15 protein-coding genes and 1 riboswitch are annotated in these 18,197 nt (G+C 31.0%); of the genes, 4 read left to right on the forward strand and 11 right to left on the reverse strand.

Translation table 11 applies throughout. The features are described from left to right. Nucleotides 1-214 precede the first annotated feature (214 nt). The 4 genes from J2Z44_RS01270 to J2Z44_RS01285 all read left to right on the forward strand — a co-directional run bounded on the left by J2Z44_RS01270 (nt 215) and on the right by J2Z44_RS01285 (nt 5,399). Nucleotides 215-724 carry a ferritin gene (locus J2Z44_RS01270; RefSeq protein ID WP_021281587.1) on the forward strand — a complete coding sequence of 170 codons (510 nt, stop codon included), beginning with the start codon at nt 215-217 and terminating at the stop codon, nt 722-724. 541 nt (nt 725-1,265) lie between these two features. Continuing rightward, nucleotides 1,266-1,377: riboswitch (SAM riboswitch) on the forward strand. Nucleotides 1,378-1,847: 470 nt separating this feature from the next. Beyond that, nucleotides 1,848-3,128 (forward strand): O-acetylhomoserine aminocarboxypropyltransferase/cysteine synthase family protein, encoded by a 1,281-nt coding sequence (locus J2Z44_RS01275; protein WP_021281585.1) that lies wholly within the window; start codon nt 1,848-1,850, stop codon nt 3,126-3,128. Nucleotides 3,129-3,144: 16 nt separating this feature from the next. Continuing rightward, nucleotides 3,145-4,020: a homoserine O-acetyltransferase/O-succinyltransferase family protein gene (locus J2Z44_RS01280; protein WP_021281584.1), complete on the forward strand. Its 876-nt coding sequence runs from the start codon at nt 3,145-3,147 to the stop codon at nt 4,018-4,020. A gap of 122 nt (nt 4,021-4,142) precedes the next feature. Then, nucleotides 4,143-5,399: a homoserine dehydrogenase gene (locus J2Z44_RS01285; RefSeq protein WP_021281583.1), complete on the forward strand. Its 1,257-nt coding sequence runs from the start codon at nt 4,143-4,145 to the stop codon at nt 5,397-5,399. 127 nt (nt 5,400-5,526) lie between these two features. Here J2Z44_RS01285 and J2Z44_RS01290 read toward each other — a convergent pair whose 3' ends face one another. The 11 genes from J2Z44_RS01290 to J2Z44_RS01340 form a co-directional block, all read right to left on the reverse strand. Then, on the reverse strand, nt 5,527-6,060 hold the full coding sequence (locus tag J2Z44_RS01290; RefSeq protein WP_209649286.1) for a transporter substrate-binding domain-containing protein: 534 nt from the start codon (nt 6,058-6,060) through the stop codon (nt 5,527-5,529). 263 nt (nt 6,061-6,323) lie between these two features. Next, complete coding sequence (locus J2Z44_RS01295; RefSeq protein ID WP_021281581.1) at nt 6,324-7,313, reverse strand: sodium:calcium antiporter; 990 nt, start codon at nt 7,311-7,313, stop codon at nt 6,324-6,326. A 153-nt stretch (nt 7,314-7,466) separates the two neighbouring features. Beyond that, a complete protein-coding gene (locus tag J2Z44_RS01300) occupies nt 7,467-8,288 on the reverse strand; it encodes a CAP domain-containing protein (RefSeq protein WP_021281580.1) in 822 nt (273 codons plus the stop codon). 292 nt (nt 8,289-8,580) lie between these two features. Continuing rightward, complete coding sequence (locus tag J2Z44_RS01305) at nt 8,581-8,832, reverse strand: hypothetical protein (protein WP_021281579.1); 252 nt, start codon at nt 8,830-8,832, stop codon at nt 8,581-8,583. Between the two features lie 318 nt (nt 8,833-9,150). Continuing rightward, complete coding sequence (locus tag J2Z44_RS01310; RefSeq protein WP_021281578.1) at nt 9,151-11,163, reverse strand: methyl-accepting chemotaxis protein; 2,013 nt, start codon at nt 11,161-11,163, stop codon at nt 9,151-9,153. Between the two features lie 391 nt (nt 11,164-11,554). Beyond that, entirely contained in the window at nt 11,555-11,830 is a 276-nt protein-coding gene (locus J2Z44_RS01315; RefSeq protein ID WP_021281577.1) for an STAS domain-containing protein, read from the reverse strand. Between the two features lies 1 nt (nt 11,831). Then, nucleotides 11,832-13,838: a methyl-accepting chemotaxis protein gene (locus J2Z44_RS01320; RefSeq protein ID WP_021281576.1), complete on the reverse strand. Its 2,007-nt coding sequence runs from the start codon at nt 13,836-13,838 to the stop codon at nt 11,832-11,834. A 207-nt stretch (nt 13,839-14,045) separates the two neighbouring features. Then, on the reverse strand, nt 14,046-14,432 hold the full coding sequence (locus J2Z44_RS01325; protein WP_021281575.1) for an ATP-binding protein: 387 nt from the start codon (nt 14,430-14,432) through the stop codon (nt 14,046-14,048). A gap of 17 nt (nt 14,433-14,449) precedes the next feature. Next, entirely contained in the window at nt 14,450-15,964 is a 1,515-nt protein-coding gene (locus J2Z44_RS01330; RefSeq protein ID WP_209649287.1) for a SpoIIE family protein phosphatase, read from the reverse strand. Nucleotides 15,965-16,668: 704 nt separating this feature from the next. Further along, entirely contained in the window at nt 16,669-17,721 is a 1,053-nt protein-coding gene (locus J2Z44_RS01335; RefSeq protein WP_021281572.1) for a flavodoxin family protein, read from the reverse strand. 156 nt (nt 17,722-17,877) lie between these two features. Continuing rightward, entirely contained in the window at nt 17,878-18,021 is a 144-nt protein-coding gene (locus J2Z44_RS01340; RefSeq protein ID WP_021281571.1) for a hypothetical protein, read from the reverse strand. Nucleotides 18,022-18,197: the final 176 nt, after the last annotated feature.

Below are 18,197 nucleotides of genomic sequence, written 5' to 3' on the forward strand. Positions count from 1 at the left end.
ATAATAATGCTAAATAATAATGCTAAATAATAATTATTATTACTTGAATAATATTAATTTTATGGTATTATATAGTAAAATAACTTTGTACAAAGATTAATTCATACATATTTTTACTTTAAATTAAACCTATAAAATTGGTTTATGCCTATTATTGAATGTGTATACTACATAAAGAGTACAAAGAAAGTTTTTATACAAGGAGGATTCTATAATGATAAGCGAAAGATTATTTAATGAACTGAATAAACAGATGAACTATGAATTTTATTCATCTCATGTCTATCTAGCATTAGCTGGATATTGTGCATCACAGGACCTAGACGGTTTCACTAACTTCTTTACTGTTCAAGCTGAAGAAGAAAAATTTCATGCTATGAAGTTCTTTAATTTTATAAAAGAAATGGACGGAAGAATTAACTTTGAGTCTATTGGAGAACCAAGGAATGAATACGATTCAGTTCTAGATGCTTTTAATGTTACTTTAGAGCATGAAAAATCAGTTACTGATAGAATATATAATTTAATGGATATTGCTACAGAAGAAAGAGAACACGCAACTATCAGTTTCTTGAAATGGTTTATAGATGAGCAAGTTGAAGAAATGTCTACTGTAGGCAATATAATTAAAAAACTTCAAAGAATAGAAAATGATCCGCATGCCCTTTATACTTTGGATTCTGAACTAGCTACAAGAACTTTTGTACCACCAGTAGCTCCATAATTGAAATATAAACTTACATAAATAGTATTGACATGAAGTTTTTCCCATGATACTATTGTTATAATAAATAAAATTTAATTCTTATTTTGAGTTAGGGTAGAGAGTTAGCTCGTTGACCCTATACCAACCTACAATAGTAAGGTGGTTCAGCTAACAGCGATAAGAGGAAACTTATTATATTTTAGTAATATAAGTCTTCTTAACTCTGTTAGGAAGACTTTTTATTATGTTTTAATTTTTGCCGGCTAAGATTAGGACTTAAAAACTAGAAATTTGCAACAGTATGTTTTAACAACATTTTGGAAGCTTCAAGTCTGCCATCTTCTAAGGTGTCTACTTGGCAGACTTGCAGTTGCTCAGCTTATAAAATATGCTTTGGCTACAGTGAAAATCTGCTTCCAAAGTTGTTAGACAAAATGAACTTGTTCATTATTTAATAAAATTCATAGTGGTCTAGTTAAAATTTGAGATTAGGTCATTATGATTAAAATTTATTTTCATTAGTAGAATATTATTTCAAAAATAAAATTTCATATTTTCATTCTTATTAAGAGTGGTGGAGGGACTGGCCCTATGAAACCCAGCAACACCTATATAAATTATTTATATAGGAATGTGCTAAATCCTGCAGCTTAAAAGCTGAGAGATAAGAATTGGTTTTCATTTTTTGTAATTAAAACCGCTTCTTATACTTAAGAAGCGGTTTTTTGTTTTAAATTTTATTTATTAAAAATTTATCTTAATAAAGGTTCTTAGGGCATCTGAAAATAAATAACTAGTCCAAGACGTGAAGGCTATTTTGTGTTCACAAGCAAGCTTGTGCCGACAAGGAAACAGGTTCCGCAGATAGTGGGGCTATCTAAGGGTTTTGTTGACGCAATATATCACAAAATAGACGAGCAGATTGACTTATTTATTTTTTGAAGATGCCTAAACTTAAAGTTTCCTTAATTCATTCCCAAAAATCTTCTGGGAGCTAGGATAGATTCCCTGTATAAGCTAAGGCTTAATCTTAGTTTCTTATATTGATAACTTTAAGCTGATTTAAGAGCCTGAAACTTTGAGAGTATCAATTAATAAAAAAGTATTAAACTTATTAATAATTTACAAGGAGGTAATATAAATGAGTAATTTATGGAAAAAAGAAACTTTATGTGTTCAAGGGGGTTATGCTCCTAAGGTTGGAGAACCTAGAATCTCACCTATAGTTCAAAGTACAACGTACAAATATGAGGATCCAGATCACTTAGCTGAAATTTTTGATTTAAAAGCTTCAGGGCATATGTATTCAAGAATAAGCAATCCTACAATTTCAGCTCTCGAAGAAAAAATATCCTTATTAGAGAAGGGAGTTGGTGCATTAGCAACCGCTTCTGGTCAGTCAGCAACTCTTATATCCATACTAAATATTTGTAGTTCGGGGGATCATATTCTGTCTACCTCCACTCTTTATGGAGGAACTTTTACTTTATTTTCTTCCTCCTTAAAAAAGTTTGGGATACACGTAACTTTTGTTGATCCTAATCTATCAGTAGAAGAAATATTAACTTATGGCACTGAAAATACGAAAGCTATCTTTGCTGAAACTATTAGTAATCCTAGTTTAAATATATTGGATTTTGAAAAATTTTCAAAAATAGCTAAAACTTTAGATGTTCCTTTTATTGTTGATAATACTTTTCCTACCCCTATTCTCTGCAACCCTTTTGATCATGGTGCTAACATAGTTATTCACTCAGCCACAAAGTATATTGACGGTCATGGGTGCAGCCTTGGTGGCATAGTAGTGGATGGTGGAAATTTTGACTGGTCCAATGGTAAATTTCCTCAATTAACAGAGCCTGACCCAAGTTACCATGGAATCTCCTATGTGAAGGAGTTCAAAGAATTAGCTTATATAACTAAAGCTAGAGTACATCTCCTTCGTGATTTAGGTACCACTCTGAGCCCCTTCAATGGATTTTTATTAAACTTAGGTTTAGATACCCTAAGTGTTAGGATGGAAAGACATAGTGAAAATGCTTTGGCTTTAGCAACATTCTTATCTAGCCATCCTAAGGTTGGGTGGGTTAATTATCCTAATCTTCCTGGAGGCCCAAGTTATGGCCTTTCAAAAAAATATCTTCCCTTAGGAGGTAGTGGTATTTTAACTTTTGGAATAAAAGGTGGAAGAGTTACAGCTAAAGAATTCATAAAGAACCTAACCTTGGCCGCATTAGTGGTTCACCTTGGAGATGTGAGAACCTCTGTAATTCACCCTGCAAGTACAACTCACAGGCAATTAAGTGATGAAGAACTAGAAGCTTCTGGAGTATCATCTGACCTAATTAGAGTTTCAGTAGGAATTGAGCATATTGAAGACCTTATAAATGATTTCGATAAGGCATTGAATAAACTTAAATAATGCTAGGAGTGATAACTTGCCTATTATATTAAGTAAAAATTTACTTTCCTGTGAGGCACTACTAAAGGAAAATGTAAGTTTATTATATAAGGAAGATATTGTAGAAATTCCTGTTAATACTCTTAAAATAGCTATTTTAAATCTCATGCCCAATAAGATTACTGCAGAAACTCAAATTTTAAAGTTACTTAATAATCCCAATTTTGTAGTAGAAGTGGTATTTTTATATCCTATTACTCATAGCTTTAAAACTACTTCCAGGGACTATTTATCAACAGCTTATAAGACCTTTTATGATGTTATGGATTATAACTTTCATGGATTAATAATAACCGGTGCACCCTTAGAAAAAATAGATTTTAAATCTGTAGACTATTGGACTGAACTAAAAGCTATAATGGAATTTTCAAAGCTAAAGGTTAAATCTACTATCCATATATGTTGGGCTGCTTGTGCTGGTCTTTACTATCATTATAATATAAGTAAAATTCTAGTAAGGGAAAAAATCTTCGGCCTATATTCAAATCATATTGAAAATAACAACTCGAATTTACTAGCTGGTTTAAACGAAAATCTTTGGATTCCTCAATCTAGATTCTTTTATATAGATAAAAACTCTATAGATAAAATAGAACCGCTTAGAGTATTAATATCTTCTGAAATCTCAGGGGTACATTGCATCTCTTCTAGTGATTATAAACAAATATTTTTGACTGGTCACTGGGAGTATGATAGTTACACTTTGTTAGATGAGTATAAAAGAGATATGTTAATGGGTTTGAATTCTAAGTTCCCTGAAAATTATTCTTGTGCCAACTTACCAAAATATAATTGGTTAGAAGATGCTATAAAGTTTTTTATTAACTGGCTTAGCATAATCAGTAATCAGTAAACCTTGCTTAGCTTTTTAAAATAGCAATTAGTATGGTTACCATATTTTTTATCTATCTATTATATATTCTAAATTAAATAAACGAAACAATGAAATAAGTTATATCTGAAAGGAGTTTTTGTATGATAAATATTGGTTTGCTTGGATTTGGAACTGTAGGCTCTGGGGTTTATGAATTGCTCACGAAATATCAGTCTATTAGTAGTTGTATAAATGAAGATATTGCAGTTAGCAAAATATTAGTTAAAAATCTTAATAAAAAACGTGATCCAAATGTTCCTGAAGAGTTATTTACTAATGATTTTAATGATATATTAAATGACCCTAAAATAAATATTATAATAGAAGCTATTAATGGCTTTAGTCCCGCTTATTCTTATTTACTTAAAAGTTTAAGTAATGGGAAACATGTAATTACTGCGAATAAAGCTGTTGTAGCTAGACATCTTAAAGAATTATTAAACCTTGCTGAAAAAAAGAATAAAGCTTTTCTTTTTGAAGCTAGTGTAGGTGGGGGAATTCCTATCATTAAACCCTTAAAGCACCACTCTGTTTTTAATAAAATTAATGAAATTAGAGGAATTCTTAATGGTACTAGCAATTTTATATTAACCCAAATGAAAGACAACAACTTATCCTTTGAAGAAGCTTTAGTTCTAGCGCAGAAGTTAGGCTATGCTGAAATAAATTCTTCAGATGATGTGGATGGATATGATGTTAGCAGAAAGCTTGCTATATTATCTACTATTGCTTTTAAGAAAGTAATAACAGAGGATTTAATTCCTTGCCGTGGAATCCGCTCTATAAATTCTTTGGATATAAAAATATTTAAAAACTTAAATTGCACAGTTAAATTAATAGGAACAGCTTCAAATCATAACAACAGGCTTTCTGCTTCTGTAGAACCCGTTTTAGTTAGCAACAGTTCTACTTTATCCAGTATAAAAAATGCCTGTAATATAATTTCTGTGAATGGTAGTATAGTTGGTGAACTTCATTTTATTGGAGAGGGCGCAGGAAAAAATCCTACTTCCAATGCAATAATATGTGATCTTATAGATATTATTAACGGTTCCTATAGTTCGGATAATCTTTCATCAAAGAGCATAATTTCTACCGAAACAGTTCACTTCATCTCTGGGGAATACTATGTAAGACTTACCCCTATAATTGAGGATGAAAAGAGTACACTAATTAAACTTCTACAAAAAGCCCCTTGGGTATGTAAAACTATAGAATGCGAAGACAATATAGTTGTTTTCACCAAGAAACTTTCTAGTTCAGACCTTGAAAAAAAACTTAATAACCTTAGTTGCATTGTTAAAGACTATTCTTTTATAAGGTTAGATGAAAATATTCAAATTAAGCACCCAAATTAGACTTTAAACAATTGTAATTAAAAACTTAGTTAATTATACCCAAATGCAAAAGAACACCCATGCTAGCTTCACACTAGTCTATGGGTGTATCTAATTTGCAAATTATAATCAATGGTTAATAACAAAATTATTTTTCCAAATTCTCATTGAACCACTTATCTTTTAATTGTTTTATAGTTCCTTTCTCCTCCATTCCCTTTAAGGATTCGTTTACAACCTTAAGCAAATCTTTGCCTCTTGAATCATCCTTAAAAGGGAATTGATTTATTGTAGTTATTGGTACATCAACAATAGGTACCGTTAATTCATAATTAAATTGAGATTTTTCCCCTTGATCAAACTTATATACTATGGTGTCTATTTTACCTGATTTATATAAATCTATAATGGAATCTTTATCAGCAGATTTAAAATTTATTTTATAGTCAGTATGCTTTCCAACTTCTTCCCATAGAGCTGTTTGAAAGCCTTGATTTTTATCCACTGGGGTTGTACAACAACTATCACTGCTACTTATAAAACCTACAGTTATTTCCTTCTTATTATTAGCAACTTCTTCATTTAAATTCTTATCAGCTTTTACTTCACAACCACTAAGTAACACAATAGTGATGAAAGATAATACAATTAATGAAATAATTTTTCTAAAATTAAAATTCATGTTTTTTCTCCTTTGGTTCATGTTCTATGTTGTAATATGATAAAATCTCTGCAACTTATTTATTATATTCTTAAGTTTTATCCCACAATAAATATTATCATAATATTTATGATTTAGTTATTTGTTTTATTTATATGATTATGTTCATCTATTGTATCTGCAAATAGGTTTTTCTCATAACTATCACCAGACGTTATTTAAATTATTGTTATATAATTTTTATTTATATAGTTGGAATTATATGATTAAAGAATAAATGCTAGTTATGGTACAAGAATTACATAAATAAAAACACCATATAGCAAACCACTTAATGTCAAAACAAAAGGGCTAATAGTTTCTTTTGTTTCTAGATAAAGATATTGCACTAATGCTGAAATTAGCGTAAGAGTCATTATGAAAAGCGAAGTAGTATTTAAGTTCCAATTAGTAGCTGCAAGCCCAAAAGCAACTGGTATGGTACTTTGAAAAACCATTGCTCCTGTAATATTTCCTAGAGCTAGATTATCCTTTCTACTCCTTATCCACATTATAGAGTTAAACTTTTCCGGTAGCTCCGTAATTATAGGTGAAATTATCATGGATAACACAAAGGAAGATATCCCCAAAGTAGTAGACATTCTATTTATGTTGTCCACAAATTCCTCACTAGCTAAAATTATCCCTATTAAAGATAAAGCTAATTGAAGTAGTATAACAATCATTCCACTACTTCTAGTAATTCTACTTAGCATAAGAGTTGGTGCAGCCTCTTCTTTTCCTCCTTGATGTTTAAGAGTACTTACTATGTAAATAAAATAGAGTAGCACTAAAAACATTGCTCCAGAATAAAAAATAGATTTATTTTTAGTAATAGAAATTAAAATTGTAGCTATATATGAAATGATAAAAAAGAAAAAGTCTCGCGAAAATATCCCTTTGTCCACATGTAGCATTATTGTTCTTTTATTAACTGAAGAATAAAAAAACACAGCAAATCCAGTAACAAGAAAACCTAAAGTAGACAGCATAAAAGGAGCACCTAAAATTGCACCGGTGCTTATTCCATTTCCTGAAGGTTTATTACTAATAACCGCAATAATGGGAATCATAGTTTCAGGCAGTGCTGTACCCACAGCAGATAAAACACTACCTACTACCCCATCTCCTAAATTTAATTTCTTTCCTAAATTTTCTACACTATTAGAAAACATATGACAAAAGAATAAAATAAGAGCGATATTAACTACTATTAAAAGTACAAAAGTCCACATATAAATCAAACTCCCTCTTGAAAAACTTCATTACCTAATATATATAGGACTTGTACTAAAAAAATGAATAAAAAAATAAAAGAATGTAGAGAAATAAAATTCCCTACACCCTAAAGTAATCAACAAGGTTATTTAGTTTGCATATTTTCTCCACTATCTTGTTGAGAAATGCTGTGTTGCATAAACATAGTTTCCTTGGCTGCTAAACACAACTCCAGCACCCATCTTAGTCCAGTTTGAATTTAAAATATTTGCTCTATGTCCTGGTGAGTTCATCCATTGATCAACTAGATATTTTGCAGTAGTTGTAGCTTCTGGATAACCCATGCTATAAAATATATTTTCACCATATCCATTGGTATTATACTTAAAGTATTTAGTTGCTAAATCCATTGGGCTAGCATTGTTTAAAGATGGTGTATTATGCTCAAAGTAGTTATATTGAAGCATATTGTTTGATTTATATCTAGCTATAGGTCTCATAGCTTCTTCCCACGCTAATGGTTTAAGTCCAGCCTTTGTTCTCTCCTGATTAACATAAGTTAATATTTCTTTTTCAACTGCCTCTAAATATTTAAAGCTCTTATTATTTGGATTAGCTGGCAACCCACTTGGAGTAGATGTAGCTGGGTTTGTAGCAGGTTGCTCTGGTTTTGGTGCTTCTGGCTTTGTAGTTACAGTTCCTGGAGTCTCAGTTTTTGGTTGCTCTGGCTTTGTTACTACATTTGTTGGAGCTTCTGGTTTTGGTGCTTCAGTAGAAGGAGCTTGTCCTCCTGTTTGATTATCTGTTGGACTTTGATTATTTATAGGAATTTCAATAATTTGTCCATTATTAATGTTACCTTGATTTATCTTTTGCACAATTGAATCAAGTGGGAGTTTAATAAATTGACTGTTATTTGCAACAGTTCCTGCAGTTGCTCCCCCTATTGTACAAAGTGATAAGATTAATGCTAAAATTTTATTTGTTATCATTGATCAACAACTCCTTATTTTTTATTTTGCTTTTACTTCCTTGAGGTATAACCTATTACCCCAACTGAGAATTGGAAGCTTTTATTTCTTCAGTTCCTTGCTGATGAATACATGATAACATGAGGCTTGTACCAAAAACAACCCCTTTCCAGTAGTTTCATACTTAACCCACAATAACCCATAATGGTTTAAACAACCTTTTTTTATAATTCTGAAAACTATATTTTTCTCTCAATTTATTAATAAGTGAAATTCATAATTAAGCATTAAAACTTGCAAATCATTGAACATTCTACTCAATTTCAAACCAGTATTCATTTAATACTTGTAACGTTTGAGAGTTGATTTCATAACCGGATATATCACCTAAAACACTATCCATATCACATTTGGGACATTTCGCTGTCCTGCCTTCATCCATCCATGAGTTAATTTCTTCAGGTTTAAAAATGTTTAAGCAATGATAACACCCGCATATGGAACTTTTCTCAACCTTTTTTTTATTGTAAATTGAATGCTTTGATGCTTCTTGTATGGTTCTCATAATCCCCCCGCCTTTCATCCCTAAATATTAATTTCAGAGAATTTTTTGTCATAATAGTCAACTATAAATTACTAATTAAGCAAAACTCAATTTATGCAGTAATTTTTATGTAACATACATACTAGCCATGCCAATATTATTGAGATTCAAACTCTTACTGCTTCTCCAAGTTAATCTTCGTACTAATAGACTATTTAATTTATACTGAAACTATTGGAAACTCTGCATATTATTAGTGATAGAATGCCTTAATTATCTCTAATAAGTCCAAAAGCTAGCAAGAATTACTATTCTTGCTAGCTGTTCTTAGTATTATATTTAGCTGTCTGATTCTGATAATTTAAATTTACTAACTTCATCTTGTAATTTTTGGGAAAGTCCCTGTAACTCCTCCGCATAGTTAGTAAACTCAGTCATTGACGCACTAACTTCTTCTGTAGATGCTGCCACCTCTTCTGTAGATGAAGCAGTTTCTTCAGAAATAGAAGAAACACTTTCAATTTCTTGAAGTATAGAATCCTTTTTATTATTTATTTCTAGAGTGGCTTGTTTTATTTCTTCTACCTTATCTGTTAAAATAAAGATTCCATCTATAATGTTATTAAATATTTCCTCGGTTTTATTTACTGAATTTTCTTGTTCTAAAACTGTATTCTCAGCTTTATTAATTGCTTTTACTGCTTTTTGAGACTTACTTTGAATAGTTTCTACAATTCTTCTTATTTCTTCAGTAGAATTCTTAGATTGTTCTGCTAGCTTTCTAATTTCATCTGCAACTACTGCAAATCCTCTACCCGATTCTCCTGCTCTTGCTGCTTCTATAGATGCATTTAAAGATAGGAGATTTGTTTGCTCAGTAATTTGAGCGATAGTATCTGATATTGAATTAATTTGAGCCATACTGCTATTTACATCTTCTACAATTTCACTTACTTCTGTAGTAGACACTTTAGTTTCCTTAGATTTTTCTGTTAGTTCCTTTACCATTGTTAATCCATTAGAACTTAACTCTTGAGTCGAGGTTGAAATTCCGCCCATTTCTTGAGCTGATTCAGTTACTTTCTCAAGTTTTTCAGAAAACTCCTCCATACTTGAAAGTGCTTCTAAAGAACTCTGAGCTTGCTTTGTTGCTCCTGAAGAAATCTCGTCTACAGCTTGTGAAACTTGAGTTATAGCTGCTGATGTTTCTTCTGACATTGCTGCAACATTTGTAGCAGTGTCTAAAACTACCTTTGATGAAGCTTCTACACTTTTTAATGAACTTGATATATTTACCATCATTGAATTGAACTCTTCACCTAATGCTCGTATTTCATCCCTAGATTTAATATGTACCGAAACAGTTAAATCACCATCAGATGCCTTCTTGAATGCTTTTCTCACTTTATTTATATTAGAAGCCATCCCTTGACTTATAATATAGGAGACTATTGCAGATATCACAATTACAATTAATACAGTTAATAACATCATATTTCTTATGCTATTTGTATCTTTTATAAGTTCCATTTCATCCATAGGTGCTATTAACTTCCATCCTGTAGCTTCATTGGTATCATATGATGCAAATTTATTCTTTCCTTGGAACTCATAATGTCCAAAACCTCTTGTATTAGCTTTGGCTTCATCCCATATTGCTATAGTAGTTGGTGAATCCCCTCCAATAAGTGATGGATCCTTATGGGCTATCATTTTCCCATTGCTATCAGCTACAAAAACGTATCCACTATCTCCAACTCTAATTTGAGCTAACTCACCCGATAGTTTCTCTAGATTTACATTCATTGCTACTACCCCAATAAGTTTTTCATCTTTCATAACCCCTTTTGCAATAGATACTACATACTTACCTGTAGACGCGCTTTTAAAAGGATTTGTGATTACTACTTGTCCTTTTTTTGCAGCTGCAAGAGTATACCAGTCCCTAGTTTTATGGTTGTAGTCCTTCCCCATATCTGCTTCAGGATAAATCGCAAATTTTCCTGATTCTGTTCCAAAGTATACATTTGATATGTCATCAGTACTGCCCTGAACATCTTTAAGCAATGATTTTGCAAAATCTATATATGTTGGATTGTCATCCACATTTACAAAGTCAAAATTTCCTGCTAAAGTTGTTATCTGATTGGCCATTGCATTAAAATAGTTACTAAGTCCTCTATTAACCTCTAGTAGGGTTTGCGAACTAGTAACCTCAAGTTTTTTGCTAAGAATTGCTTGAGAATTAATATAAGTTGAGCTCCCAAGTGCAATTAAAGGTATTAAACACATAGCCATAAAACTGAACATTAGTTTTGTCCTAATATTCATTTTCATTCTTTTATTCTTCAATTATAATTCCTCCTAAATATTACTTTTAGCATATTCTTACATATTGTAACATATAGTGTTATTTTATTACAATTATTTCTTAGTAATTATTGAGATTTTTCATTATTTTAAATATAATTTATTTTTCATTTAACGTAGCTAATACTATGCTCTCACCTAAATAATAGTATATCTAAATAAACTATATAAAGAATAAAATTCTTCATTACTTTGATAATATACTAAATACCTACCATTTCTTTCTTTTATAATTTAGGACCTACTATTTTCATTTATGATTTGAAATATTATCAATAAAATTCATGATGGTATCTTTTAAATCACTTACACTAAAATGCTTTAAAACCTAAAAGGCTGTTCACTCTTTTTGTGAACAGCCTTTTATTAAAACCTAATTTATTTCAAATACCTTATCTAAACGAGTTAGCTTAAACACTTTCATCACATTATCATTTAACTTAACAAGTTTTAAACTTCCCTTATGTTCGTTGATTCTCTTATAAACAGAAACCAAAACCCCTAATCCTGTACTATCTATGAAAGTACAGTTACTAAAATCAAGAAGAAAATCATACTTATTATTTTCAATCATATCAATAAGTTTTTCTCTTAATTCAGTAGCCTCGTCTATAGCAAAGTTCCTTGGTATCATGACTGTATTTATCATCTTATTCACCTCTTATCCTGAATCTTTCAACTAAAATATTTAACTCATTAGCCATAGCACTGACTTCTTCTGCTACAGAAGATAAATTTTGAATTGTAGCCACCTGCTCTTCTGTAGAAGCCGAAACCTGCTCACTACTTGCTGCTGTCCCCTCAGTCCTTGTAGCTACAGAATCAATTAGTTTTATAATTTGTTCTGAACTTGCTACTTCACTCTTAGTTATCTCATCTATCTGTTTAATATCCTTAACGATTTGTTCTACTGAACCAATTATGCTTAGGAAAGCCTCATCAGTTTGAGAAACCACTGCTACTCCTTCATTCACTGCATTCATTCCATATTCCATGGATTTTACGGCTAAGCTAATTTGATGAACCATTTCTCCTACTAAAGTTGTTATTTCATTAGCTCCTTTTGTAGATTCCTCTGAAAGTTTTCTTACTTCATCAGCAACTACAGCAAAGCCTCTTCCCTGTTCACCAGCTCTTGCAGCTTCAATAGCGGCATTTAATGCTAGTAAGTTGGTTTGCTCAGCAATACCGTTTATGGTTGTGACAATTACTCCCACCTTATTAGAAAGCTGCTCTAAAGCCTTAAGGGTCTCAGAAGTTTCCGTAGACACTTCACTTATACCGTCCATAGCTTGTACAGTTTGTTTAAGGTAGGTCCTTCCTCCTTGAGCTACTTGTAAACAAGTATCAGAGTTACCTTTAGCTGTTGAGGATTTATTTTGAGCTATTTGAACTAAGCTAGATAGTTCTACTAAGACTTTAGATGCTTCTACCACTGCATTATTTTGCTCTTCTGCGTCTGCGGCCACACCTTGTATACTATTAGTAATCTCTTCAGATGCTGCACCTATAATTTCTGTAGAAGAAGCCATTTCTTCCGAGGAAGCTGCTAATTCTTCTGCACTTTTTCTTACATTATTTATGATGTCACCTTGACTTTGTATCATGTCATTAAACTTCTCTCCAAGAGTTTGTATTTCATCTCTTGTTTTTATATTGGATAAAACAGTTAAATCCCCTTGTCCTGCTTGAATCATAAGATCTTCAAGTTGTTTTATTGGTTTTATAATATTTCTTGTAGTCATTCCATAAGCAGCACCAATAGCCAATATTAAGGATATTATAGTTAACACCAAGGTATTAGTTCTTATTTTAAAAGCTGCGTCCATATATTCATTATAATTAGCCGTAACTGCTACAATCCAATCTCCTACAGGAACAAAGGCCATATATTTTTCTACACCTTCATAGTTATATTCCCCTGAGCCTGACTTTCCAGTTTTCATAATTTCGGTTAATGCTTTTAAGCTAGGACTTGTAGTTTCAAATACCTTTTCTTTAAGGATTTTGTCTCCCACTGGGTGATGGAGCATAAGACCATCCTTATTAAGCATAAAGGCATAGCCACCTTTTCCGATTTTAACCTTATCAAGATGTTCTGTTATTGTTTCTAATTTTATAGATGCTAGTATTGCACCTACCACCTTATTTTCATATGTAAGAGGATAAGCAATAGCAATAACTCTTTTGCCCGTAGTTTTTGATTCTATTACGCCACTTTTGCCTGCTATTCCACTTAGAGCTGTTTTAATATAATCTCTATCGCTTAAATCAATATTTTCATTCATGTTAGCATTAGAAATAATTCCTTTGCTTGATAAATCTACGATAACAATTTGCTCAATTTCCTTGCTATATGCACTTTGAACTGCTGCTATGTAATCAAATGCATTTTTCTTATCTTCTGTGCTATTAGTCTTTAAAGCGGTTGGTATGTCTTTATTCATAGTCATTAATTGTATGTACTTTTCTACTGAACTAACAGTACTTTGAACTATTTGTCCAGTTTTATTTGTAATTTCTACTAAATTTCCCTCTGTAGACTTTTCCATTGCAGTTGAAGCAGAAATATATGAAAATACTCCCGATGCAATTAAAGGTACAGATATAAAAATTACAAACATTATAATTAGCTTAGCTTTCAAACTTTTCTTCATTTATGTCTCTCCTATTTACAAATTAAGTCATTCTTAAATTATCACAAAAATTAACTTTACTATACATATATTAACGAATACACATGTTAAATTACTATTACCTTATAGTTGCAAGCTCTTTGAAGTCGGAAATAGTTTATTAATATAGTAATTGCCCTAAACCTTTGTTAACCCTCTTTATCCACTAAGTATTATTATTTTAATTACTTAAGCAAATACCTTTTTTATTACCAAGGTATTTTTGAAAAACTCCACTTTATCACAAAGACACTTTAATAAAAACAGCCCTTTCCCCCCCTCCTTTAATATGTCTTCATCCTTCAATTCTTCTGGAACAGAAAGAATTTCTTCACTCACACCACAGTCTACTATGTGAAAAGTTAAATTTGTACCATCAAAAGAGTAATTTACAATAATAGGTTTATTTCTATCTTCATTATTACCATGCTTATATGCATTCGTAAGGGCTTCTGTAAGTATTAATTTGATATCAAATAAACTTTCCATAAGCCCTAACTCCTCAACAATTTTATTAATTACTGAGTCATAATTTTTCAATCCATATAAGGTGCACTTACCTTCTACAGTTTTCATAACATATCCCCCATTATCTATAAAATTTCTACTATTAATAATGTGCTATCATCTACTAAGACATTTACATCTAAAGTTTTATCCATAAAGCGGCTATATATATAATCCTTAGTTATACCTACGTTTTGAAGGTTAACAACTTCACTAGTTATCTTTTCATCATCAAAAACTATATCTAGTCCATCAGTAAAAAAGAAAATCCTATCTCCCTTGTTAACTTGAATAACTTCTTCATCAAATAAACTATTAGGAAACATCCCCAAAAAAGGACCTTTAACAATTTTTTCTTCGATAATATGTTCACTTTGGTACATGAATCTATTTATACCTGCACCTACAACCTTTAACTGGTTCTCCTTAAAATTAAAACTAAAGCAGCAAGCTGCTATATAGCTTTCATCAAGATAATCAGAAACCTTTTTATTTAGTTCATCAAGTAACTCTTTCGGATTTGTAAAGACATTCATTGCTTCTTGAAAGAGTACACGAAAAGCGGAAATACTCATAGCAGCACTAACCCCTTTTCCGCTAACATCGAATAGCACTCCTAATACTAGGTCTTCACTTATTTTTTTTATTATGTAGTAATCTCCACTCAGGATCTTGGAGGGTATATACAAAGTTTCTAAAACAGCCTTACTTTTAATTGGAAAAATTTTTTCAAGAGATTTTATCTGTTCCTTTAAGGCTGTATTTAATGATTTTTTATACTCTGTAATATCTCTTATAACACATTGAATTGCAGGCCTACCTCCATAAATTACATATTTAGAAGATACTTGCACATCAATAACATTACTATGAAGAGTAATTAATTTATAATCAAACAGTGGACTCGATACCTTTTCTCTTAATATGTACTCAATCCTTGCTTGTATTAAACTATGGTACTCAATAGATACAAAAGTTTCAATTGATAGTCCTATAAGTTTTTCTTTAGTTGTATCTGCTATCCTTGCTGCCTCTTTATTGGCTAAAACAATTTTTCCATCTACTAAGACAACAATAGCATCTGGTGATAAGTCAATAATTCTTCTATAGCGTTCTTCACTTTCTATAAGTTCCTGTTGCAACTTTTTTTCCTTGGTAATGTCTCTTAACTGTTCAACTACAAGTACTATATTCCCCTCTTCATCAAATACAGGGTTGCATGTTACATCCATATATCTATCAATCTCAGGCATATATTTTTCAAGTTTCATCATAGTTTTTGTGTTTAACACTTCCATGGTTGTACAGTTGCTACATCTTGTACATCTACCAAGCATTTCATAGCACTTCTTTCCTTCCATTTGGGAAGGAGTTTTCTTAAAAAACTCATATCCTACCTCATTATAAAACATGATTGTGCCGTCAGGCTTGTACACACCAATAATATCTGTTATACCTTTAAAAACAGCATCAAAAATCTTCGATTTTATTAATTCATTTTCATCTATAATTCCCTTATTGAGTGAATAGTAACTTTTAATATCTTTGTCTTTTGTTTTCTCCATGCTAATCAAGCATGGATCTTTTGTGTGATTTTCCATAAAACTTTCTCCCTGTTATGAAATGAATATTTTCATTATAAATGGAATTTTCTGAACTTATTTCCCGGGCAAAATTAATTTGAAACTCTAACTTAAAATCTGGATCATAATAAATAAATTATCTTTCAGTTTTAAGAATCCTTAGCTTTTTATTAGGCTTATAACATAGTTCACTAATAAAAAACAAATACCTTATATTTTATATTATATTTCAAAATATGACAAATCCACCTTTATTTCGCTTATATCTTCCTAAGATTATACAGCAACTACTAGGTTTTGTAAATAAACTTGTTAATTTTTCACATAGTCGAATAAAATCCATCCATTATTTATCTTTGTTAATTAATGGATGGTTAAGGCTTAGCATATTTTTATTTTTATGAATATGATTAAAATTCTTCTTTTGAATCTTTGTAAAACTCTATATGATTTTACTCTATCTTTACGGACAGAGTAAATATGTTTCATAATCTAACTAAGGTATCATATAAAATATCTATTTTACATTTAAATATTTTAGCATTTTGTGAATTATAAAACTTTACTAACTCTACTAGTATTAAAATTTAAAAGCCCACTGTATCTTTAACTACTGTGGGCCACACTTAAGTAATTAGTTTGGTTCTTTACTTTATACATTATTTCACCAAAGTTCTATAATAGGTTTAATATAACACTATGATTTTTCACCATGAGAGTTATTAACATTTAATTTGCAGTTTTATATTTTGTGCAAAGTCTTTGCTTTTTTCTTCAATTCCTTCCACTTCGAAGATTGCTTTTGGATCGTTTGCTATTGCCATGATAGAGAAGTAAGGTGGAAGTCTAAAGCCTTTATTTATGTTTAGTGCTCCAATCAATTGCTTAGCAATTGAGTCACTACCAGAATTACCTGACACTATAACTGCAAAAACACTTTTTTCATGAAAAGACATTTGTCTATATAGTACAGTAAGTCTATTTATAACTGCTGTTAGGTTTGCTGCAACTGCATCATTGTAATTTGGGCACAACCATACAATTGCATCTGATTCAGCAATAGCTGGAAGAACTTCTTCAGCCATTATTCCTCCATAAAAACATCTATTATTCTTACCATAGTGAGTACATAACTTAAAAGAGCATCCATGGCAATCCTTTACTTCTCCAGCTTCAATTAACAATTCTCTTAAATCATATCCCTTTAAATGCTTTGAAACCAGATGCCATAAGTCTAGGGTATTTGAAGTCTTGTGAGGACTCGAGTAGAGTGCTAAAATTTTAGGATTTTCCAATACTTCTAAATTATAGCTCATTAATCTCCCAATTAAATCTTTACAATTTTTATAGCAAATTTCTTCGAGAGACAAATCTAGAGTTTTTTGCCAGGTAAGAAGATTCTTTAAACTGTTTATTGCCTCAACCAAAGGATGACCAATAAAGCTGCAACCTAGGCTGTTAGCAGCAAATATAATATCTTGAGCAGTTCTTTTTGTTCCATGTTCTGTTTCGCTATGAACTAAAAGGGCACCTATTGAGCCTTTGAGGCAATCTCTCCCCCTTTTTATCATCCGTAATAAGTACTCTATCATATATAAGTCTGTCCCTAATTCATTAACTTCACTAATAAATAATAATTTCTTATTTTGCAAATTAGGAGTAAATTCAATGCTAGTTACTAGAGTATAGTTGCTATTCCCTAAAGCTGCCTGAACCATATTTTCTATGGTTTCGCTCCTATTAGGATTTGGTGATATTACATATAGAATTTCCATAGAACCCTCCTTATATGGAATCTGAGTGAAGACTTAATTGATATATGAAGTCCAGCTTGATTCTTTTAAATCTTTTTAAGATTGATTTATTCATCATAATTCAATTAATGATGATAAAAATAATTTTCATCTCTTAAGTCTCCACATTACTAAGATTTATTTTAATTTTTCTTCCCTTTTACACCATGTAGGTAATTTCTTATCCTTATGGTTTTCTTTACATTCCTTACAGTTTCCATGCCTTTTACATTTTCTTGTACAAGGACAACTAGGATTAAGTATTATTTGTTTTTCTTCCAAAGATTAGCTCCTCCTAACCTATACATTATCTTTATCATAGTTCTAAAGCTTTTGGAAATAATTTATTCAAGTTGTTAACTTTGGATAATCAAATTCAACACTTAATTCGTAAATTAAAACTACCTTCTTCCCTTAAGTTCTTTTGAGGATAAATGAATTAAATTTCACTAAGAAAA

Origin of the sequence: Clostridium punense, from assembly GCF_017874425.1 — a bacterium.
Taxonomy (GTDB): Bacteria; Bacillota; Clostridia; order Clostridiales; family Clostridiaceae; genus Clostridium_J; species Clostridium_J punense.